The sequence below is a fragment of the Cryobacterium sp. PH31-L1 genome (genome assembly GCF_030063145.1).
In the GTDB taxonomy this organism is placed as follows: Bacteria; Actinomycetota; Actinomycetes; order Actinomycetales; family Microbacteriaceae; genus Cryobacterium.
Map to the genome: position 1 here is coordinate 158,786 of NZ_JASISM010000003.1, position 19,549 is coordinate 178,334.

18 protein-coding genes and 1 tRNA gene are annotated in these 19,549 nt (G+C 65.7%); 7 read left to right on the forward strand and 12 right to left on the reverse strand.

Translation table 11 applies throughout. From position 1 onward, the window contains the following. Nucleotides 1–3 precede the first annotated feature (3 nt). The 3 genes from QMF22_RS07535 to QMF22_RS07545 are packed head-to-tail and all read right to left on the reverse strand — an operon-like array spanning nt 4 to nt 2,429. Complete coding sequence (locus QMF22_RS07535; RefSeq protein WP_283451977.1) at nt 4–333, reverse strand: biotin/lipoyl-containing protein; 330 nt, start codon at nt 331–333, stop codon at nt 4–6. Then, nucleotides 326–1,366, reverse strand: coding sequence for an alpha-ketoacid dehydrogenase subunit beta (locus QMF22_RS07540; protein ID WP_283451979.1), 1,041 nt, complete (start codon nt 1,364–1,366; stop codon nt 326–328). The genes QMF22_RS07535 and QMF22_RS07540 overlap by 8 nt, the downstream gene beginning before the upstream one ends. Further along, nucleotides 1,359–2,429 (reverse strand): thiamine pyrophosphate-dependent enzyme, encoded by a 1,071-nt coding sequence (locus QMF22_RS07545; RefSeq protein ID WP_502846920.1) that lies wholly within the window; start codon nt 2,427–2,429, stop codon nt 1,359–1,361. Before QMF22_RS07545 ends, QMF22_RS07540 begins: the two co-directional genes overlap by 8 nt. A 176-nt stretch (nt 2,430–2,605) precedes the next feature. On the opposite strand from QMF22_RS07545, the gene QMF22_RS07550 reads away from it, so the two are divergent. From QMF22_RS07550 to QMF22_RS07565, 4 genes are all read left to right on the forward strand, one after another. Beyond that, nucleotides 2,606–3,112 carry an Lrp/AsnC family transcriptional regulator gene (locus tag QMF22_RS07550; RefSeq protein ID WP_283451981.1) on the forward strand — a complete coding sequence of 169 codons (507 nt, stop codon included), beginning with the start codon at nt 2,606–2,608 and terminating at the stop codon, nt 3,110–3,112. A 293-nt stretch (nt 3,113–3,405) separates the two neighbouring features. Beyond that, nucleotides 3,406–6,936: a DEAD/DEAH box helicase gene (locus tag QMF22_RS07555; RefSeq protein ID WP_283451983.1), complete on the forward strand. Its 3,531-nt coding sequence runs from the start codon at nt 3,406–3,408 to the stop codon at nt 6,934–6,936. 162 nt (nt 6,937–7,098) lie between these two features. Next, on the forward strand, nt 7,099–8,415 hold the full coding sequence (locus QMF22_RS07560; protein WP_283451985.1) for a glycosyltransferase 87 family protein: 1,317 nt from the start codon (nt 7,099–7,101) through the stop codon (nt 8,413–8,415). Next, nucleotides 8,412–9,005 carry a histidine phosphatase family protein gene (locus QMF22_RS07565; protein ID WP_283451987.1) on the forward strand — a complete coding sequence of 198 codons (594 nt, stop codon included), beginning with the start codon at nt 8,412–8,414 and terminating at the stop codon, nt 9,003–9,005. Before QMF22_RS07560 ends, QMF22_RS07565 begins: the two co-directional genes overlap by 4 nt. Before the next feature lie 15 nt (nt 9,006–9,020). Here QMF22_RS07565 and QMF22_RS07570 read toward each other — a convergent pair whose 3' ends face one another. The 5 genes from QMF22_RS07570 to dnaK all read right to left on the reverse strand — a co-directional run bounded on the left by QMF22_RS07570 (nt 9,021) and on the right by dnaK (nt 14,190). Then, entirely contained in the window at nt 9,021–10,145 is a 1,125-nt protein-coding gene (locus QMF22_RS07570; RefSeq protein ID WP_283451989.1) for a class I SAM-dependent methyltransferase, read from the reverse strand. Nucleotides 10,146–10,275: 130 nt separating this feature from the next. Continuing rightward, a complete protein-coding gene (locus QMF22_RS07575) occupies nt 10,276–10,689 on the reverse strand; it encodes a heat shock protein transcriptional repressor HspR (RefSeq protein WP_283451991.1) in 414 nt (137 codons plus the stop codon). Between the two features lie 2 nt (nt 10,690–10,691). Further along, nucleotides 10,692–11,693 carry a DnaJ C-terminal domain-containing protein gene (locus QMF22_RS07580; protein WP_134468118.1) on the reverse strand — a complete coding sequence of 334 codons (1,002 nt, stop codon included), beginning with the start codon at nt 11,691–11,693 and terminating at the stop codon, nt 10,692–10,694. After that, a complete protein-coding gene (locus QMF22_RS07585; RefSeq protein ID WP_283451995.1) occupies nt 11,686–12,306 on the reverse strand; it encodes a nucleotide exchange factor GrpE in 621 nt (206 codons plus the stop codon). Before QMF22_RS07585 ends, QMF22_RS07580 begins: the two co-directional genes overlap by 8 nt. A gap of 9 nt (nt 12,307–12,315) precedes the next feature. Then, nucleotides 12,316–14,190, reverse strand: a complete 1,875-nt coding sequence (gene dnaK, locus QMF22_RS07590; protein WP_283451998.1) for a molecular chaperone DnaK — start codon at nt 14,188–14,190, stop codon at nt 12,316–12,318. 218 nt (nt 14,191–14,408) lie between these two features. Here dnaK and QMF22_RS07595 point away from each other — a divergent pair, with 218 nt between their 5' ends. Together QMF22_RS07595 and QMF22_RS07600 are read left to right on the forward strand one after the other, a co-directional pair. Then, nucleotides 14,409–15,719, forward strand: coding sequence for an MFS transporter (locus QMF22_RS07595; RefSeq protein WP_283451999.1), 1,311 nt, complete (start codon nt 14,409–14,411; stop codon nt 15,717–15,719). 211 nt (nt 15,720–15,930) lie between these two features. Beyond that, nucleotides 15,931–16,731, forward strand: coding sequence for an isocitrate lyase/PEP mutase family protein (locus tag QMF22_RS07600; RefSeq protein ID WP_283452001.1), 801 nt, complete (start codon nt 15,931–15,933; stop codon nt 16,729–16,731). 41 nt (nt 16,732–16,772) lie between these two features. On the opposite strand, the gene QMF22_RS07605 is transcribed toward QMF22_RS07600, so the two are convergent. Continuing rightward, on the reverse strand, nt 16,773–17,294 hold the full coding sequence (locus tag QMF22_RS07605) for a hypothetical protein (RefSeq protein ID WP_283452003.1): 522 nt from the start codon (nt 17,292–17,294) through the stop codon (nt 16,773–16,775). Between the two features lie 55 nt (nt 17,295–17,349). Then, nucleotides 17,350–17,949 (reverse strand): dCTP deaminase, encoded by a 600-nt coding sequence (gene dcd, locus QMF22_RS07610; protein ID WP_283452005.1) that lies wholly within the window; start codon nt 17,947–17,949, stop codon nt 17,350–17,352. 71 nt (nt 17,950–18,020) lie between these two features. Between dcd and QMF22_RS07615 the strand changes: the two genes are divergently transcribed. Then, a tRNA-Gly gene (locus tag QMF22_RS07615) sits at nt 18,021–18,091 on the forward strand. A gap of 77 nt (nt 18,092–18,168) precedes the next feature. Here the strand turns inward: QMF22_RS07615 and QMF22_RS07620 are convergent. Next, on the reverse strand, nt 18,169–18,789 hold the full coding sequence (locus QMF22_RS07620; protein ID WP_283452007.1) for a dihydrofolate reductase family protein: 621 nt from the start codon (nt 18,787–18,789) through the stop codon (nt 18,169–18,171). 169 nt (nt 18,790–18,958) lie between these two features. Continuing rightward, nucleotides 18,959–19,480, reverse strand: a complete 522-nt coding sequence (locus QMF22_RS07625) for a DinB family protein (protein ID WP_283452008.1) — start codon at nt 19,478–19,480, stop codon at nt 18,959–18,961. Nucleotides 19,481–19,549: the final 69 nt, after the last annotated feature.

Sequence of the window (19,549 nt, forward strand, 5' to 3'; positions counted from 1 at the left end):
GTTCTAGTCCTCGTCGAGCACGGCCGAGAGGCGCACGCGGCGTTTCGGGGCGACCTCGGCCGGCACGGTTCCCACGATGCCAGCCGAATCGTCAGCGACCGTGAACGTGATCAGCGGAGTGTCGACGAGTACCACGTCGCCGGGCTCGCCGTGCAGCGTGAGCACGGTACCGGATATCGGCGATGGCAGTTCCACCGACGATTTCGTGGTCTCAACCTCGACGAACGGCTGATTGCGTTCGACCTGGTCACCCACCTTGACCAGCCATTCGAGCACTGTCGCTTCGAGCAGTCCCTCACCGAGGTCGGGCAGGGGAAAAGAGACTTCAGCCACGGCGGTACTCCAATACGCGTTGCACTCCGAAGAGAATGCGGTCAATGTTCGGGATGTACTCGTCTTCCAGGTCGCCAGACGGGTACGGCACGTCGAAGCCGGTCACCCGCTCGACCGGTGCCCGCAGCGTGTCGAAACAGCTCTGCGAGACGAGCGCGGCCACCTCCGCGCCGAGGCCAATGGTGTGCGGCCCCTCGTGCACGACGACGGCGCGACGGGTGCGCGAAATGGATGCCGCCAGCCCCGCTTCGTCGATCGGCTTCAGCCAGCGCAGGTCGAGCACCTCGAGTTCGATGCCGTCTTCCGCGGCCAGCTCCGCCACCTGGAGGCAGCGGGAGACCATGGCGCCCCAGGCGATGAGAGTCGCGTGCTTTCCCGGGCGGGCGATCACCGAACCCTCGAGGGAGGCGATGTCTTCGTCAGCAGCGAGGTCGACCCCGGCCTTGTTCCAGTAGCGCGCCTTCGGCTCCATGAAGATGACCGGGTCGGGCATCGAGGCGGCGTGCTTGAGCAGGTGATAGGCCTGCTGCGGGTTGGCGGGCGACACGACCTTGAGTCCTGGCACGTGCGCGAAGAGCGATTCGAGGCTTTCGCCGTGGTGTTCGGGGGCGCGAATGCCGCCGAAGCTGGGCACGCGCAGCGTCACCTGCATCGGGAGGGTGCCACGGCTGCGATAGTTCATGCGAGCCAGCTGCGTGATGATCTGGTTCACGGCCGGGTAGGCGAAGCCGTCGAACTGCACCTCGGGAATCGGGTGGAACCCGGCCATGGCCAGACCAATCGCAGTGCCGAGAATGCCCGACTCTGCCAGCGGGGTGTCAAAGACTCGGTTCGCGCCGAAGCGCTGCTGCAGGCCGTCGGTGACCCGAAAGACACCGCCGAGCAGGCCGACGTCTTCGCCGAAGATGAGGGCACGGTCGTCGGTGTCGAGAATCTCGCCGAGCGCGCGGTTGATGGCCTGCTGCATGGAGAGCTGCAGGAGCGGTGTCTCCCGCACGATTTCTAAAGTGGCGCTCTTCGTGGACTCAGACATGCTCGGATTCCTCTCTCCACTGGCGCGCCTGGGCGCCGAGCGTCGGGGTTGATTCTTGAAAAACGAAGTCGAACATTTCGCTGCCGGGGCGGCTTTCGAGGGCCACGACGCCGTCGCGAATCTCGTCGGCCCGCGTCTGAGCATCCGCGTCGGATTTGTCGAAGAAGGACGCATCGGCCACGCCCTGCTCGACCAGCACCGACCGAAACCGCCTGAGCGGATCTTCGCCGCCGTCGATTTTCTCGTCATCGAGGGTGCGGTAGCGGCCGGGGTCGTCGCTCGTGGAGTGCGGGCCGCGCCGATAGGTCATGGCCTCGACCACGACCGGGCCGAGTCCGGCCCGGGCATGGGCGACCGCGCGCTGAGTGGCCTCCAGCACGGCGAGCACGTCGTTGCCGTCGATGCGCAGGGCCGGCATGCCGTAGCCTGCTGCGCGAGCGGCGACCGAGCCGCCGGCCACCTGCTGCTCGGTCGGCACCGAAATGGCCCAGCCGTTGTTCTGCACGAAGAACACCACCGGCGCCTTCAGAATGGCGGCGAAGTTCATGGCCTCGTGCACATCACCCTGCGAGCTCGCTCCGTCGCCGAGAAACGCCAGGCCAACTCCGAGACCGCCCAGCGAGGCCCCGTTCAAAGTCTGACCGTGCGCCCAGCCGACCGCGTGCAGAACGGATCCACCGACGACAGCCTGAAACGGTGCGAAGTGGCTGGCGACCGGGTCGTAGAGCCCGCCGTGCCAGATGGCCTTGTGGGTCGACATGTAGTCCACCATGTTCACACCGAGCGTGTAGGCCACGCCCATCTCGCGGTAGCTCGGGAAGACGAAGTCTCGGGTCTTGTCGACGGCGAATCCAGCGCCGACCTGGGCTGCTTCCTGCCCCAGCATCGGCGCGTAACCGGGAATGAGTCCCTGCCGCTGCCAGGCCACGGCCGAGGTGTCGAGCTGGCGCACGTTCGCCAGCATCCGGTACACGTCGAGGAGGCGGGCTGGGCCTCGAGCTGCATCATCCGCTGGAGAAGTGGACAGGGTGTCGAGCGTGGCAGCGAGTGCACGAGGCGCCATGCTGGCTCCTTCCATCGGTGGGCGGGTCACAGTAAAGTTAGTGACTTTGCCCAGCGTTCGCCACAGTGACTAATTGGAGTGCACAATCTGCGAAAAATTGTGCGTGTTTGAGTCAAATCACCGTACAGTTAGTACATTCATCACCACAGCATTAGCGGCACGTGAAAGGTCACGTCATGGACATCGATTCTCTGGATTCCCGCCTCGTCACCCTGTTCTGCGAGCGCCCCAAGCTCTCGGTGCTCGAGGCCTCGCGTCGGCTCAAGGTGGCCAGAGCCACGGTGCAAGCCCGGCTCGACCGACTGATGAGCCGCGGGGTGATCAAGTCCTGGGCTCCGGCGCTCAACCCGAGCGAGTTCGGGTTTCCGGTCACCGCCTACTGCTCACTCACCGTGCGGCAGGACTCCGGCCACGCCGTCGTTGTCGCGGCCCTCGCCAAAATACCGGAGATTCTCGAACTGCACACGGTCTCGGGCGACAGCGACATGCTCGCTCGTGTCGTCGCCCGGTCGAACGCCGACGTGCAGCGGGTGCTCGACCTGATCGTCGCGACGCAGACGGTCGTGCGCTCCTCGAGCGTGATCGTGCTGCAGACCCACATCGAGGCGCAGGCTCTCGCTCTGTTGCAGGCCACCGCCACCGGCGCGCCCATGCCCGCCGCACCGGCCCGCACTGCGGGCTAATCGCCCTCCGCGTCTGTCGCGGCACTGGTTAGAGTTCGGGGCACCCCTAGTTGGGAGTGCCCCGACGGCCAAGGGGTGCCGCGAGCGCGGCCGGGCGATACACCCCGTCGCGGCATTCGTTAGAGTTCGGGGCCCCCCTTGTAGGAGTGCCGCCAACTCCAAGGAGTGCCGCGAGCGCCGCGGGACGAGCGCGCGGCCGCGCAGCCCCGTGAGCCACCGAGTTGAGCGCGGGCGGCCAGCCTCCCGTGAGATAATAGAGGTTGGTCCCTTTTTCTTACGGAGCTCCCACACCTATGGCCCATTCCCTCAGCACGCACGAGATCGCCCGCATCGTCGGCAGCCAGTCGTTCTCGCGCGGTGAACGATACGCCCGCAACGGACATGTCACCGAACAGTCCTGGGCCCCGTCGGGAACACACCTCACCGGTCGCGTCAGCGGCACCAGCCCGCAGCCGTACACCGTGCTCGTCTCGTTCACACTGAACGCCGCAGGCCAGGCCGTTCGAGCCAGCGGTACCTGCACCTGCCCGATGGGGAGCAACTGCAAGCACGTCGCCGCTCTGCTTCTGGCCAGCCGCAGTACGCGCGCCGAGCTGAACGCCGAGCGCAACGCCTCCAACGTGCGAGCGATCGGCGACCGCCGCACCCCCGTCTTCGAATCGACCTTCGTGCCGGCCGCCTACCAGCCACCGACGCCGTCCCCCGTTGTTCCGATTCGCCCGCCCGTCCCGGCCTGGCGCGCGGCCCTGGCTCCTCTGGCCAAGCCGACCGGCGAGGCCTCCACCAGCACGGCCCTCGCGCTGCAATTCGACCTCCTCGACCCCGCTTACAGTCCCAACCGGCGCCCGGGTCCCCGCCGCCTCGGCGCCCGCCCCATGGTCATGGGCAAGAAAGGCAAGTGGATTCGGGGCAACCTCACCTGGGACAACCTGTCCTGGACCCCGGGCACCTACAACCGCGGTCACCGCAAGATTCTCAACGCTCTCTACGCCCTCTCGGCCACCGGTCAGCGCTATTACAGCTATACCGACCACTGGCTCTACCTTGACAACTTCGAGAACAAAGCCCTCTGGGACCTTCTGCACGAAGCCCAGTTGAGCGGTCTGCCCATGGTCTGCGCGACGGATGCCCAGAATCCCGTTCTGCTCTCCCCCACGCCGGCCGCGCTCGAGATCGACATTCGGCGCGACGACGAGGGGCTGCTGCTGAGCCCGCTTCTCGTACTGAACGAACAGCTGCATCGCGGTGCCGAATTCGGTTTTATCGGGGACCCGGCGCACGGCGCCTATACTTTCCTGAGCCCGGCCGACCCGCTCGCGACCGGCAAGCAGCTCACTCTCGCCCCGTTGATTGCGCAGGTCAGCTCCGAGATTCGGGCGCTCGCGGTCACCGGCGGCTTCGACATTCCGGCCGACGACGAAGCCACATTCCTCGCCGACTATTACCCCTTTCTCCAGCAAAAGCTGACTCTGACCAGCCACGATGCCTCGTTCGAGCTGCCCAGGACGGCCCGTCCGCAGCTCGCACTCACTATCACCCACCAAACTGATGCCCGCATCACCCTCGCCTGGGAGTGGCAGTACGTCGCGCCCACCGACGTAGCCAAGCCCGCTGCGGCAACCACTGCTGCGACCGGCGGCTCGGGCGGAGCTACTGCGCCCGGCCCGGCGGTGGCATCCTCTATTGTTGCCGCTGCCGACCACGTCGACACCACGACTGCCGCGGTCGGCATTGAATCCGTACTGTACCGCCACCCCCTGCGCCCCACCCCGGGCGACACCCGCTTTCGCGATGCGACCCGAGAGAGCGTTATCCTGCATGAGGTCGAACGCACGATTACGTCGTTCGTGGCCCTGTGGCAGCCCGCCACCCCGATCAGCCAGGCTCGATTGCTCGAGCGCTCCGAGCTGCGCGGTGCCGTCATGATCAGCTTTCTCGGCGAGACCGTGACGAAGCTCGAAGCGGCTGGCATCGTCGTGCAGGTCTCCGCCGACGCCCCGAGCTACCGCGAAGCCGACGAAGCGCCCGTGATCAGCCTCGCCACCACCGAGAGCACCGATACCCGCGACTGGTTCGACCTCGCCGTGACGGTTTCGATCGAGGGCGAAGACATTCCCTTCGACGACCTGTTTCGAGCGCTGGCCACCGACCAGGACCTGATGATCCTCGACAGCGGCACCTATTTCAGCCTCGACCGACCCGAGCTGCAGCAGTTGCGCCGCCTGATCGAAGAGGCGCGCGGCCTGCAGGAGAGCAACGCCGGCACGCTAGGTCTCAGTCGCTTTCAGGCGGACCTGTGGGACGAACTGCAGCTGCTCGGCGTCGTGGCCGAACAGGCCGCCACGTGGCGCAGCGCTGTCGAGGGATTGTCTGAGGCCGCACCGATCGCCGAACGTTCACTGCCGCCAGCCGTGCACGCCACCCTGCGCGCCTACCAGCAGACCGGATTCGACTGGCTCAGTTTTCTCTACGACCACCAGCTCGGCGGCGTGCTCGCCGACGACATGGGGCTCGGCAAGACCTTGCAGGCCATCGCCCTCATCGCCCACGCTCGCGACACGCAGCGCGACTCGGAAGGCGCCGCCCGCAAGCCGTTCCTCGTTGTCGCCCCGACAAGCGTCGTCTCGAACTGGGCCACCGAGTGCGCCAGATTCGCGCCCGACCTCGCCACGGTCGCCATCACGCAGACGGCTGGCAAGCGCGGCTCCAGCCTGCACGACGTGATGGGCCAAGCGGATGTCGTGATCACCTCCTACACGCTGTTCCGGCTCGACTTCGAGGAGTACAACGCTCAGGACTGGGCCGGCCTGCTGCTCGACGAAGCCCAGTTCGTGAAGAACCACCAGAGCAAGGCGCACGTCTGCGCGCGTCGCCTGCGCACCCCGTTCAAGCTCGCCATCACCGGCACGCCCATGGAGAACAACCTCATGGAACTGTGGTCGCTGCTCTCCATCACGGCGCCCGGACTGTTTCCGAGCCCCAGCCGCTTCGCCGACTACTATCGCAAGCCGATTGAAACGGATGCCGACGCCGAGCGTCTCGCGCAGCTGCGCCGCCGCATCCGTCCCTTCATGCTGCGCCGCACCAAGGCCGAGGTAGCCAGCGACCTGCCGGAGAAGCAAGAGCAGGTGCTCGAACTCGACCTGCACCCGCGGCACCGCAAGGTCTACGACATGCACCTCGCCCGAGAGCGCCAGAAGGTCCTCGGCCTGATCGAGGACATGAATGCGAACCGGTTTGAGATCTTTCGCTCGCTCACCATGCTGCGCCAGCTCAGCCTCGACGCCAGCCTGTACGACGCGAAGTACGACGCGATCCCGTCGACCAAACTCGATGCCCTGCTCGAACTGCTCGAGGACACCGTCGCGGAGGGCCACCGCACCCTCATCTTCAGCCAGTTCACCCAGTACCTCGGCAAGGCACGCGACCGGCTCGATGCCGCCGGCATCACGTACTCCTACCTCGACGGCAAGACCCGCAACCGGGCCAAGGCGATCAGCGACTTCAAAGAGGGCACCAGCTCGGTCTTTCTGATCAGCCTCAAGGCCGGCGGATTCGGCCTCAACCTCACCGAGGCCGATTACGTCATTCTGCTCGACCCGTGGTGGAACCCGGCCACCGAAGCCCAGGCCGTCGACCGCGTGCATCGCATCGGCCAGACCAAGAACGTCATGGTCTACCGGCTGGTCTCCAAGGACACCATCGAAGAGAAGGTCATGGCCCTCAAGGCCACCAAGGCCCGCCTGTTCGAGAGTGTCATGACCGACGGCGCCCCAGCCGGCACCGCGCTGACGGCCGCCGACATTCGAGAGCTCCTGGCTTGACCTGCTTCCCCACACCACCACTTTCCAGGCCCGGTCCCGGAAAGTGGGACCACGATAGATCATGGGCCCGGCGCGCCAGCAGCCAGAGCTGAAACCCAGCGTTCACCCGATCCCCCTAGACTGCACGCGACGGCCCCACCTCGCACCTGCAGAAACGGTCCAATGTCCACTATTTTCGATCGGGTTGACGCCCGACTGGCGAGAGCGCTGACGCCGAGTCGCCGACTCGCTCTCCAGCGCCCGCGCACCCTCGTGCTCGGTTTTCTCGGTCTCCACACGGTGTTCCTGTTCGCGCTGCTGCCGACCATCCTCACCGGCGGGGTTCTGGGCGACCTGCCGCTGTACCGCACCTGGGCTGAACTCGGCCTGGAGCACGGCGACTGGCAGGGCATCGACACCGAGTGGGTGTACCCGATCGGCGCCATGCTCCCGATCGCCTTCGCGGGCATCGCCGGCCCCCTGCTCTACCAACTGCTCTGGTTTCTGCTGACGGCCGCCTTGAACGCCATCGCGGTCGGGGCGCTCACCGATTGGGGACGCCGCCGTAGCGGCTTCAAATCGGCCTGGTACTGGTTGTTCGCGTCGTTTCTGCTGAGTCCGGTGGGATTGCTGCGACTGGAAGGAATCACGGCGCCACTGGTCATCGTCTCACTCGTGCTGCTCGCGAAGCGGCCGATTGTCGCTGCGGCTGCGCTGACCCTCGCCACGTGGATCAAGGTCTGGCCGGCCGCCGTCGTGCTCGCGGTGGTCACTGTCTCGCCCCGCCGACGCACGGTGGTGCTCACCGGAGCAATACTGTCGGCGGGGGTGGCGGCATCCGTTTGGCTCTTGGGCGGCCTGCAATTCCTCACCGGATTCGTCACCGAACAATCTGACCGTGCCCTGCAACTCGAGGCGCCCATCACCACCCCGTGGGTGTGGCTGGCCACGCTCGGCCACCACAGCACGGTCATCTACGAGAACTTCACCATCGCCACCCGCGAGGTCACCGGCCCCGGCACCGGGCTGGTCGCCTCACTGATGACGCCGGTCATGTTCGGTGCCATAGCGGCGATCTTCGTACTGATGCTGATTGCCCAGCACCGCCGAACGGATGCCGCCCAGCTGCTGCTGGTCGGCGCGCTCGCCCTGGTCAGCGCCTTCATCGTCTTCAACAAGGTGGGGTCGCCGCAGTACATGCTGTGGCTGGTGCCGGTGGTCGCGGTCGGTGTGGCCACAAGCTGGGCCCAGTGGCGGGTGCCGGCCGTGCTGATGCTGGCCATCTCGGCATTGACCACGCTGATCTTTCCCATCTTCTACCTGCCGCTCATTGATGGCGACCTGTTCTCGCTGCTCCTGCTCACCGCGCGCAACGCTCTACTGGTCGTACTGTTCGGCTGGTCGGTTACGCGCCTCGTGCGACTGGCCTGGGCTGCGCCGGGTCGAGAGATCTTGGCCCGTCGCACACTCCCAGTCGGCCAAGGCAGAATAGACGGGTGACCACGACGACGACCTTCGCCCTCATCCGCCACGGCCAGACCGATTGGAACGCCGCCGCGCGAATTCAGGGCGCCACCGACATCCCGCTCAACGACGTGGGGCGCGGCCAGGCAGCGGATGCCGTCGCCCCCTTGAAGCGTTACGACTGGGACTTCATCGTCTCGTCCCCGTTGTCACGTGCGGCAGAAACCGCCGACCTCATCGGCGAACAGCTCGGACTCGACGAAGCCCGGCGCATTCCGGGTCTGATCGAGCGCAATTACGGGCCAGCCGAGGGCCTCAGTGCCGGCGCTGAACTCGACGCGCTGCGTTTTCCCGGCGGATTCCACGGCGCCGAGACCGAGGAAGCAGTCGCTGCTCGGGGTATCGATGCCCTGGGCGAGCTGGCCCGCGAGCACCCCGGAGCCCGCATCATCGTCGTCGCGCACGGCACGCTCATCCGTTTGAGCCTCGCTCAGGCTCTCGACGCGCGCATCGAGAGCATCAGCAACGCCTCGCTCAACCTCGTGCACCATCACCACGCCCACGGCGACAACACCCCGGCGTGGCAGCTCGACGTGCTGAACGGCGAGCCGCTCGTGCGCGCCTGACCCCTGGTCAATCCCCTAGCGACCGGTCGACACCGTCACCGTGAACTTGGTGTTGCGGCCAACCTGGCGGGTCGATCCGACGATGCGGGTGAGCATCGGGCGGTAACCGAGGTGCGTGTTCCATACCGTCCACAGCTCGCCGCCCGGCGCAAGTACTCGCGCCGCGTCGTTGAACAGCTTCTCGGCGAGGCCGGCGTGCACCGACGCTCCGATGTGGAACGGCGGGTTGAGCAGGATCAGGTCGGCCGAGTCATCCGCCTGGCCGGACAGGCCGTCGGCGCGCACGACGGTGACCCGATCGGCGAGCGCGTTGGCGTCGACGGTTGCGCGAGCGGATGCGACGGCCACGGCCGACTGATCCGTCGCGAGCACCCGCAGCAGGGGTCGCTGAACGGCGAGGGCTGCGGCAAGCACTCCGGTACCGCAGCCGAGGTCGATGGCACGTTCGGCGTCGGGCTTCATGCGGTCGAGCACCTCGAGCAGCGCCCGGGTGCCGATGTCGATGCTGGTTCCGGCAAAAACGCCGCCGTGGCCGCGTACGGTCAGGTCGAAGTCGTCGTGCTTTTCGGTGTGTGGCCAGTCGGTGGTTGACGTTGCCATGGGCGACGATGCGATCAGCACGCGCGACTTCTGGCGGGCCGGGCGCACGTTCAGGGCGCCGAAATGGCGGCGCAGCACCTCGTTCATGCTCACGGTCATGTGCTTGATGCGGCCACCGGCGAAAACGATCACGTCGGGCGCCGCGTACTTCGCGATGGCGCCAGCGATTTCGTCGAGCGCGTCGAGACTTTTCGGCAGCTGCAGCAGCACGACGTGGGCGTCCTTCAGGAGCTCGACATCGAGCGGAAGGGAGCGGTAGGCGTCCGTCAGGTTGACGCCGGAGGCGTTGCTGTCGAGCGCGTATTCGCCCGAGAGGGCATCCTGGTAGACCCGGATACCGCGGGCGCCGTGCAGGGCTGCGGCACCGAGGGTGAGGGCGCCGTAGCGATCCTCGAGTACCACGACTCCGCCGGAACGGTAGGCGGCGAGCGCGCCGGCGGCCTCATCGAGGATCAGCCGGTCGCTGGCATCGACGGCGAACAGGTTCTCGGCCTCGATATCAGGGCGACGGCGCAGTCGATCGAAGTCGAATTCGTTCACGATGTTTTTCGAATACGTGTTGGTGTTCCGCGTCGCGGACTGGTCGTGCGTGCCCGATTCGGACATGGTTCCCCCTGAAAGTGGTGCTGGTGCAACCAGTTCGTGCTGTGAAACAAAAACGTGGAGCTGACTATGGTCTGGGCTGCCGCCAGATGACAATCTGGTTGCTGCGCCTGGTGCGAGTGCCCGCCTTCATTGAAATGACGTCGCCGGCCGAGCCAGCCGCGAAAACGCGGCGGCCCGGACGGTTCAGTAGTTCATCGGCGAGCGTCGATTCCAACTCGCGCACACGGTTTTCGAGACCGCGCACGTGATCCTCGAGTTCGAGGATACGACGGATGCCTTCCAAACTCACGCCCTCAGAGCCGAGTTCCGCAATTTCACGGAGCTTTGCCACGTCGCGCATGGAGTACCGGCGGCTCTTGCCGGGGGTGCGTTCCGGGCTGACGAGTCCCAGGCGATCGTATTGGCGCAGGGTTTGCGGGTGCATTCCCGCAAGCTCAGCGGCCGTGGAAATCACGAAAACCCGGGTGGTCTCGTCCATGATCAGCCCTTCGCCCGCGCGATCAATTCATCGCGCGGGTTTTCCTTGGGCAGCGCCTCGGCGAACGCGGCGAGTTTCTCTTCCGCATCCTTCGAGAGGTGCGACGGTACCGCGACCTGCACGACGGCGAGCAGATCGCCGGTGCCCTTGGCCGTGGTGACGCCGCGGCCCTTGACCCGCAGCACGCGGCCACCGGGAGTGCCCGGAGCTACGCGCAGTTTGACCGGGCTTCCGCCTAGGGTGGGCACCTCGATCGTCGCGCCGAGGCTGGCCTCGACGAAAGTCACCGGCACGGTCACGCGCAGGTTGAGGCCGTCACGTTCGAACACCGGATGCTTGCGCACGGTGATCGTGAGCACGATATCGCCGGTCTCTCCGCCGTCCGGGCTGGGCTGACCCTTGCCGCGCAGGCGAATCTTCTGCCCGTCGGCGACACCGGCCGGAACCTTGACCTTGATCGGTCGACCATCCTGCGTCTGCAGGCTGATCTGGTCGCCTTGGGTGGCCGTGATGAAGTCGATGGTCGTCGAAGCGATCACGTCTCGGCCGCGGGTGGGCGCGCCCGACCCACGGTAGCCGCCGGTGGGGTTGCCGAAGCCGCCCCCACCGCCACCACCGCGTCCGAACATACCCCCGAGGATGTCGTCGAAGCCGCCCTGCTCGAAGGTATAGCTCTGCTGACGGCTTCCGCCGCCGAACATGCCCCCGAAGGCGTCCTCGAACCCGCCGCTCTGGGCCCGGCCGCCGGGCGCGGCGAACCGCGCCCCGCTGCCCATGGCCCGCACGGCGTCATATTCCTTGCGCTGCGCGGGGTCGTTCAATACCGAGTGCGCCTCGCTGAGCTCCTTGAACTTCGCCTCAGCGGCGGGGTTCCCCGGGTTGGAATCCGGGTGGTATTTGCGAGCCAGCTTGCGGTACGCCTTCTTCAACTCGGCCGGCGTGACATCTTTCGATACCCCGAGAACCTTGTAGAAGTCTTTGTCGAACCAGTCCTGGCTAGCCATCGCTCGGTACCTGAACGACGACCTTGGCCGCGCGCAGCAGCGTGGAGCCGAGGTAGTACCCCGTCTCCGCGACGTCGCCCACGGTTTCGGTGTCGACGGCGGCACTCGGCTGCTGGAAGATCGCCTCGTGCATGTTCGGGTCGAACGGTTCGCCGACCGTACCGAATGAGGTCAGTCCGAGACGCTCAACGCTCGCCCGCAGCTTGGCCGCGATCGTGGCGAAAGCAGAGTCGGGCACGAGATCGCCGTGCTTTTCAGCACGGTAGATGTCGTCGAGTACTGGAATCAGCACCTTGACGATATCCCCGGTCACGCGCTCTTTCTCGATGGCACGGTTGGCTTCGGTGCGCCGACGGTAGTTGGCGTACTCGGCCGTGACGCGCTTGAGATCGGCGAGGTGTTCGCTCGTCGGCTCAGCAGCTTCGCGCTCCGCCGCGTCCAGGATGTCCTGAACGGTCAGTTCGTCTTCTTCGATGCCGTCGGCCGAAGCCGCCGCATCGCCGTCAGCAGCGGATGCCGCAGCGGCCGCCGTTTCTGCCGGCCCGCCAGCTGCGGCGGTGCCGTCATCGGGCACCCCCGCAGCGTCGTTGTCTGGATGTTTCTTGTCAGCCATAGTTGCGGCCTACTTCTTCTTGTCGTCTTCGTCGTCGTCCACAACCTCGGCGTCGACAACGTCTTCGTCTTTGTTCTCGTCGGAGGGAGTCTCGTCGGTGCCGGCGTCGTCAGCCCCGGCTGCGGCATCCGCTTGGCTGGACTTGTAGATGGCTTCGCCGAGCTTGCCCTGGCTTTCATTGAGCTTGTCGAACGCGCTCTTCACCGCGTCCTCGTCGTCGCCGGCGAGAGCGGACTTGAGAGCGTCGACGTCAGTCTGCACCTCATTCTTCACGTCTTCGGGCAGCTTGTCGACGTTGTCCTTGATCAGCTTCTCGATCGAGTAGGCGAGCTGCTCGGCCGTGTTGCGGGTCTCGGCGACTTCGCGCAGACGCTTGTCTTCTGCGGCGTGCTCTTCACCCTCGCGCACCATACGCTCGATGTCTTCCTTCGCGAGCGAGGAACCGCCCGTGATGGTCATCGACTGCTCGGTTCCGGTGCCCTTGTCCTTGGCGGACACGTGCACGATGCCGTTGGCGTCGATGTCGAAGGTGACCTCGACCTGCGGAATTCCGCGCGGCGCCGGAGCGATGCCGGTGAGCTCGAAGGTTCCGAGGTTCTTGTTGTCGCGGGTGAACTCGCGCTCGCCTTGGAACACCTGGATCGCAACGGACGGCTGGTTGTCGTCGGCCGTGGTGAAGGTTTCGCTGCGCTTGGTCGGGATGGCCGTGTTGCGCTCGATCAGGCGCGTCATGATGCCGCCCTTGGTCTCGATTCCGAGGCTCAGCGGGGTGACGTCGATGAGCAGAACGTCCTTGCGCTCGCCCTTCAGCACGCCGGCCTGGAGCGCGGCGCCGACAGCGACGACCTCGTCCGGGTTGACGCCCTTGTTCGGGTCCTTGCCGCCGGTCTCGCTCTTGACGAGCTCGTAGACGGCGGGCATGCGGGTGGAACCACCGACGAGAACGACGTGGGCGATGTCGCCGACCTTGACGCCGGCCTCCCGGATGACGTCCTGGAAGGGCTTCTTGGTGCGGTCGAGCAGGTCTTCGGTCATCTTCTCGAACTGGGCGCGGGTGAGCGTCTCGTCGAGGTTGGCCGGACCGTTTTCGGTCAGCGAGAGGTAGGGCAGCTGAATGCTCGTCGACATGCTCGAAGAGAGTTCCTTCTTGGCCTGCTCGGCAGCTTCCTTGAGGCGCTGCTTGGCGATCTTGTCCTTCGACACGTCAACGCCGGTGGTCTCCTTGAAGCGCTTGATCAGGTGATCAACGATGCGCTGATCCCAGTCGTCGCCGCCGAGGCGGTTGTCGCCGGCGGTCGAGCGCACCTGAATGGTGGAGAAGTCGTCATCCTTGCCCACCTCGAGCAGCGATACGTCGAACGTTCCGCCTCCGAGGTCGAAGACCAGAATGAGCTCGTCTTCCTTGCCCTTGTCGAGGCCGTAGGCCAGCGCGGCGGCGGTGGGCTCGTTGATGATGCGCAGCACGTTGAGTCCGGCGATCTCGCCGGCCTCCTTGGTGGCCTGACGCTCGGCGTCATTGAAGTACGCGGGCACGGTCACGACGGCGTCGGTGACTTTTTCGCCCAGGTACTGCTCGGCGTCACGCTTGAGCTTGGCGAGAATACGCGCCGAAATCTCCTGCGGGGTGTACTTCTTGTCGTCGATGCCGACGGTCCAGCCGGTGCCCATGTGGCGCTTGACGCTGGAGATGGTGCGGTCGACGTTGGTGACGTTCTGGCGCTTGGCGGTTTCTCCGACGAGAACCTCGCCGTCCTTGGTGAACGCGACCACCGAGGGGGTGGTGCGCAAGCCTTCAGCGTTGGCGATGACGGTGGGTTCTCCACCTTCGAGCACGGCCACCACAGAGTTGGTGGTTCCGAGGTCAATACCTACTGCACGAGCCATGTGGGTTGTTCTCCTTCAATCATGTGCGAAACGAACTACAAAGTAATCTCAAGACTTGAGCCTCGATGACTCAAGTCTCCCAGACCGGCTTAGCCGGTGTCAATTCTGGAGGCTGAAAGTTGAGTGTGAGTGACTCAACTTTCAACAAGCGGATGCTGCCACCTCAGCCGCGCGGCGGCCAAACCCACCTGTTTACTCCGGGGCAGTAGATTGTGCACATGACCGAGACTGTCGCCGTAGACGCTGGTGCCGCTCCAACGCGCGGGCGGGTGGTGGCCTGGGCATTCTGGGACTGGGGGTCGGCAGCGTTCAACGCCGTAGTCACGACCTTCGTCTTCACTGTCTACATAACAGGCTCATCATTCGGCGACGAAGACGTCATCTCGGCCCAGCTCGGCTGGGCGCTCGCCATTGCCGGCCTGGTTATCGCGGCGCTTGCCCCGATCACCGGGCAACGCTCCGACACCTCGGGTCGCCGTAAATTCTGGCTCGGCGTCAACACCTTCATCGTCGTCGCAATGACCGCAGCCATGTTCTTCGTGCAGGCGAGCCCAAGCTACCTTCTACTGGGCCTGTTCCTGGTCGCCGCCGGCAACGTCTTCTTCGAATTCGCCGCGGTCAACTACAACGCCATGCTCGCCCAGGTATCAACGCCGCGCACGATCGGCAAGGTGAGCGGGTTCGGCTGGGGCATGGGCTACCTCGGCGGCATCGTGCTGTTGCTCATCGTCTACTTCGGCTTTATTCAGCCCGACGTTGGCCTGTTCGGAGTAACCGGCGACAACGGCCTGGCTGTGCGTGTGTCCATGTTGCTAGCGGCTGCCTGGTTCGGACTGTCCGCGCTCCCCGTGCTGTTGCGAGTGCCGGAGTACCGGGCGCCGCAGGCCGTACGCCGCGAAAGAGTCAGTTTCTTTCGAAGTTATATTGTGCTCGCCCACGACATTGCCCGGTTATGGAGGACCAGCCGCCAGACGGTGTACTTCCTCATTGCGAGCGCGGTGTTCCGCGACGGCCTGGCCGGCGTCTTCACTTTTGGAGGCGTGCTCGCGGCATCCGTTTTCGGATTCTCCCCCGGCGAGGTCATCATCTTCGCCATCGCGGCGAACGTGGTGGCCGGTATTGCCACCATGAGCGTCGGCGCGCTCGACGACCGCCTCGGTGCGAAGCCCGTGATCGTGACCGCTCTGGTCGGGCTCCTGGTGAGCGGGCTTCTGGTGTTCGTTCTGCACGACGGAGGGCAGATCGTGTTCTGGACCGCAGGGCTGGCACTGTGCTTGTTCGTCGGTCCGGCCCAGTCGGCCAGCCGCACGTTTCTCGCCCGACTCATCCCGGTGGGCCGCGAGGGCGAGGTCTTCGGGCTCTACGCCACGACTGGTCGGGCCGTGAGCTTTCTCGCCCCGGCTGCCTTCGCGCTGGCGGTGACCATCTTCGGCGAGACCTACTGGGGCATTCTCGGCATCATGCTCGTGCTGCTGCTCGGCCTGCTGCTGCTCATTCCCGTCTCGGCCAAACAGCAGCAGATTCGCTAATCGGGCTGGTGGCAGCGCGGCCGTGTGACGGAAAGTCTCGGCACGCCCGTAATCGGTGAGCGCGCCACTTACAGCTGGCGCGCTCACGCGCAGCTGGCGCGCCGAACGACGACGCTCCACTGCCTGGGCGCCAACGGTCGTTTGCCTGAGCATCCGCTGAAATGGGGATGTTCCCTCGCTTGGGGGCCAGAAGCCGGTCAGACTGAAGCGCATGACACTTACCCAGCTCCAGAAGGCCGAACTTTTACTCTCGCTGCACGTGCCCGGCGACCCCCTCATCGTTACCAACGTGTGGGATGCCATCACCGCCACGATCGTGGCCGACGCCGCCGGCGTCCAGGCCCTCGCCACCGCGAGCCACTCCATCTCGAACGTGCGCGGCCTGCCAGACGGTGAAGGCCTCTCACTCGATGAAGCCATCCGTGCCGCCACGATCATCGCCAGCGCGGTGGATCTGCCGGTCTCGGCCGACTTCGAAAAGGGCTATTCGCCGGATGCCGCGGGCGTGACCCGCAACGTTCGTCGCCTCATCGAGGAATCCGGCATCGTCGGCATCAATATCGAAGACTCGGTCGGCGCCCCGAAGGCGCCCCAGTTCGACATCGAGACCGCTGCCGCCCGCGTGGCCGCAGCCCGCACCGGCGCCGACCAGAGCGGTATTCCGCTCGTGATCAACGCGCGCGTGGACACCCTGGCCGGTGGCGGTGACTGGGACGAGGCCGTCGCCCGCGCCAACGCCTATCTCGGTGCCGGTGCCGACGTCATCTTTTTTCTCGGTCTCACCGACGAGCAGAAGGTCTCCCGGGCGATCGAACAGGTCAAGGGCAAAATCTCCGTGATCGGCGCCCCCGGACTCGTGCCGCTGAAGCGCCTCGCCGAGCTCGGCGTCTCCCGGGTCAGCTTCGGTCCCGGCACTCTCGGTCTCACCCTGGCAGCTCTGCAGGCCGCTGCGGCGAACCTGACTGCGCTCGGCGAGTACCCCGCCGACCTCGGGTTCAAGTTCGAACTGTAGTTCTCGCGAGGGCCGCCGGCATCCGCTTGCGTCGATGACGACTAGCGGATGCGGGTGGCCTCGTTGTGTTCGATCAGTTGCCAGGTCGCACCCTCGTCGGCGGAGACCCAGCCCTCCCACTTGTAGCTGTCGGGGGTGATGGCAGTGAAGTTCCAGCGGATCGGGCGACCGTCAGTGCGGGTGCCCTCCTGCCGCACGCCGTGGCGATACGGGGTGGCTATGAGCTGGCAGTACTCGCCGAGAGCCGGCGCGAAATAGCTCACGCGCCAGGCCCCGGCCAGGGAATCGTAGACGCGCACGGTGGTGGCAACGGTTTCAAACCCAGACGGATGCGTCGTGCTCGCGACCACCTCGACGTCCTGCACGGCCCGGCCGTCGAGGATGAACTCGACCATCCAGATGAAGTCGCGTTCGATCCACTCGCCGGTGGTCTCGTCGAGGCGGGTGCCTTTGGCTGCCCAAGAGCCGACCATCTGGCCGAAGCGATGCATGCGCCCGGGGTATTCCGGGGTTGGGCCGGCAGCGACGAGCGCCTCGTCGAATCGGGTGGGCATGGAGGTCATACCCAGATTTTACCCGACGCGAGGTTACCTGCAGATTACCCGCAGGCATCCGCTTTCAGTCGCTCGCGGCGATCGGCTCGCTGATGGTGGTGCGGTGAAAGTTTTGGAATGATCTCGACGCCGTCGGGCCACGCTGCCCCTGGTAGCGGGAGCCGTATTCGCTTGAGCCGTATGGCTTCTCCGCCGGGGAGCTGAGCTGAAAGAAGCACAGCTGGCCGATCTTCATTCCGGGCCAGAGTTTGATCGGCAGGGTCGCGACGTTGCTGAGCTCGAGCGTGACGTGGCCAGAGAAGCCGGGGTCGATGAAGCCGGCCGTGGAGTGGGTGAGCAGACCGAGGCGGCCGAGCGAACTCTTGCCCTCGAGGCGTGCTGCAACGTTGTCGGGCAGGGTTACCTGCTCGTATGTGGCGCCGAGCACAAACTCGCCCGGGTGTAAAATAAACGGCTCGTCGGGCTTGGTCTCGATGAGGTGGGTTAGCTCTGGCTGGTCTTCGGCCGGATCGATGTAGGCGTACTTGTGGTTGTCGAACAGCCGAAACAGGCGGTCGAGGCGCACATCGATGCTCGATGGTTGGATCATCGCCGGGTCGAGCGGCTCCAAACCGATTCGTCCAGCATTGAGTTCGGCCTTAATATCGCGATCGGAGAGCAGCACGGTGCCAGCCTAGCGGCGCGGGGTTGATATGCTGGCACGGTTCCGATTGTTGTTCATCCACGGTCGGGCACGCGGATGTAGTTCAATGGTAGAACTTCAGCTTCCCAAGCTGATAGCGCGGGTTCGATTCCCGTCATCCGCTCCCGGCAAACCCCGTCGCGTTCTCACTGGACAACTTCGTGCAGTGTGGCCCGGCGCACCCCCCACAACGGTGTGTCGTCAGCTCATGACGCCGGTCTCCGGCATCGGCCCCTTCCACGCGTAGCGCAGCAGAACGGCGCCCTTCGTCGAAGCCGGCTCGGCGGCGAGCAACTCAAGATTCGCGGGCGGACCGTCGGCGGTGAACAGGCGCTTGCCGGCGCCGAGCACGATCGGGTACACCCACAGGTTCAGCTGGTCGAACAGGCCTTGGGTCACGAGCGTGCGGGCGAAGTCGATGCTGCCGATCACGTGGATCTCCTTGTGCCGGTCGCGGAGCGCCGTCAGCTCGGACGCGAGGTCACCGCTGATCAGGTGCGAGTCGCGCCATTCGAGACGGGGCGTACCGCGCGACACGACGTACTTGGGGATCGCGTCGAACGTGCGCGCATCACTCGACGACGGCCCGTCAAGCTGATGCGGCCAGTACGAGGCGAAGATGTCGTACGTGCGCCGTCCCAGCAGCAAAGCGTCCATGGCCTCAATCCCCGCGCCGATCTGGGCGCCGTCGGTGTCGTCGATCAGGGGTGCCTGCCAGCCGCCGAACGCGAAACCAGCGTCGGTGTCTTCGTCGGGGCCGCCAGGAGCCTGCGCGACTCCGTCCAGCGTGGTGAATAGGTCAATATGGATGCGGCCGGGCATGACGGACTCCTTTCAACGGAAGGTGCCGACATGGTGGCCGGTTACGATCGCGGTGTCAAGGAGCCAGAGCAAGCCAGGTCACTGTGGGCGCGCCCGATGTGGGTGGCCGCTACGGTGACCGTCGCAGTGCGCGCCCAGATCGGGCGCCCGCACCCGGTCGACGTTCCCGCTAGGCGGCACCCACGTCGTGGCGGTGGTGCACGATGTCGTGCAAAAAGTAGGCCCCGAGGGTCTCCACGGTGAACGACGGACCGTCGCTGCGGCGGGCGGTGCGCTGGCGGGCATCCGCTGGAATGGCCGCAAAGGCATCAGAAACGGATGCTGCCGCCACGGCAAGCTCACGGCCCACCGTCGCCGGTACCTGCAGGTCGTAGCGTTCGGATATCGCCGTGGCATCCTGATCCCAGTTGTCGAGCAGCGGGTCGTCTTCCTCGAGTGCGCGGTTTAGACGCTCCGTGAACAGCAGACAGACATCGCGCACATGCGCCGCATATTCCACGGGCGACCAGGTGTGATCGTTGGGGCGCACCCCGGCATCCGCTCGTGCCAGCACCGCTGGCCAGACAGCGGCGTTCGCCCGGATCAGCGCAGGCAAGTCATCGAACAGAACCTCGCCCGCCCGAAATCCACAAGCGGGGCAAGGGCGCTCGAGCACCCAGGTCCAGTCAGACGTGTCAGGCACAATAGGCATGACTTCATGCTAGCGACCAAGCGGCGTGGCGCTCCGGGCGAACTGTCATCGTGCGCCCGATACCGTGGA

Coding starts and splice junctions, on each gene's coding strand:
- QMF22_RS07540 (WP_283451979.1), bottom strand. CDS start 1,366: ATGTCTGAGTCCACGAAGAGCGCCACTTTAGAAATCGTGCGGGAGACA.
- QMF22_RS07545 (WP_502846920.1), bottom strand. CDS start 2,429: ATGGCGCCTCGTGCACTCGCTGCCACGCTCGACACCCTGTCCACTTCT.
- QMF22_RS07550 (WP_283451981.1), top strand. CDS start 2,606: ATGGACATCGATTCTCTGGATTCCCGCCTCGTCACCCTGTTCTGCGAG.
- QMF22_RS07555 (WP_283451983.1), top strand. CDS start 3,406: ATGGCCCATTCCCTCAGCACGCACGAGATCGCCCGCATCGTCGGCAGC.
- QMF22_RS07560 (WP_283451985.1), top strand. CDS start 7,099: ATGTCCACTATTTTCGATCGGGTTGACGCCCGACTGGCGAGAGCGCTG.
- QMF22_RS07575 (WP_283451991.1), bottom strand. CDS start 10,689: ATGGACGAGACCACCCGGGTTTTCGTGATTTCCACGGCCGCTGAGCTT.
- QMF22_RS07580 (WP_134468118.1), bottom strand. CDS start 11,693: ATGGCTAGCCAGGACTGGTTCGACAAAGACTTCTACAAGGTTCTCGGG.
- QMF22_RS07585 (WP_283451995.1), bottom strand. CDS start 12,306: ATGGCTGACAAGAAACATCCAGACAACGACGCTGCGGGGGTGCCCGAT.
- dnaK (WP_283451998.1), bottom strand. CDS start 14,190: ATGGCTCGTGCAGTAGGTATTGACCTCGGAACCACCAACTCTGTGGTG.
- QMF22_RS07595 (WP_283451999.1), top strand. CDS start 14,409: ATGACCGAGACTGTCGCCGTAGACGCTGGTGCCGCTCCAACGCGCGGG.
- QMF22_RS07600 (WP_283452001.1), top strand. CDS start 15,931: ATGACACTTACCCAGCTCCAGAAGGCCGAACTTTTACTCTCGCTGCAC.
- QMF22_RS07605 (WP_283452003.1), bottom strand. CDS start 17,294: ATGACCTCCATGCCCACCCGATTCGACGAGGCGCTCGTCGCTGCCGGC.
- QMF22_RS07620 (WP_283452007.1), bottom strand. CDS start 18,789: ATGCCCGGCCGCATCCATATTGACCTATTCACCACGCTGGACGGAGTC.
- QMF22_RS07625 (WP_283452008.1), bottom strand. CDS start 19,480: ATGCCTATTGTGCCTGACACGTCTGACTGGACCTGGGTGCTCGAGCGC.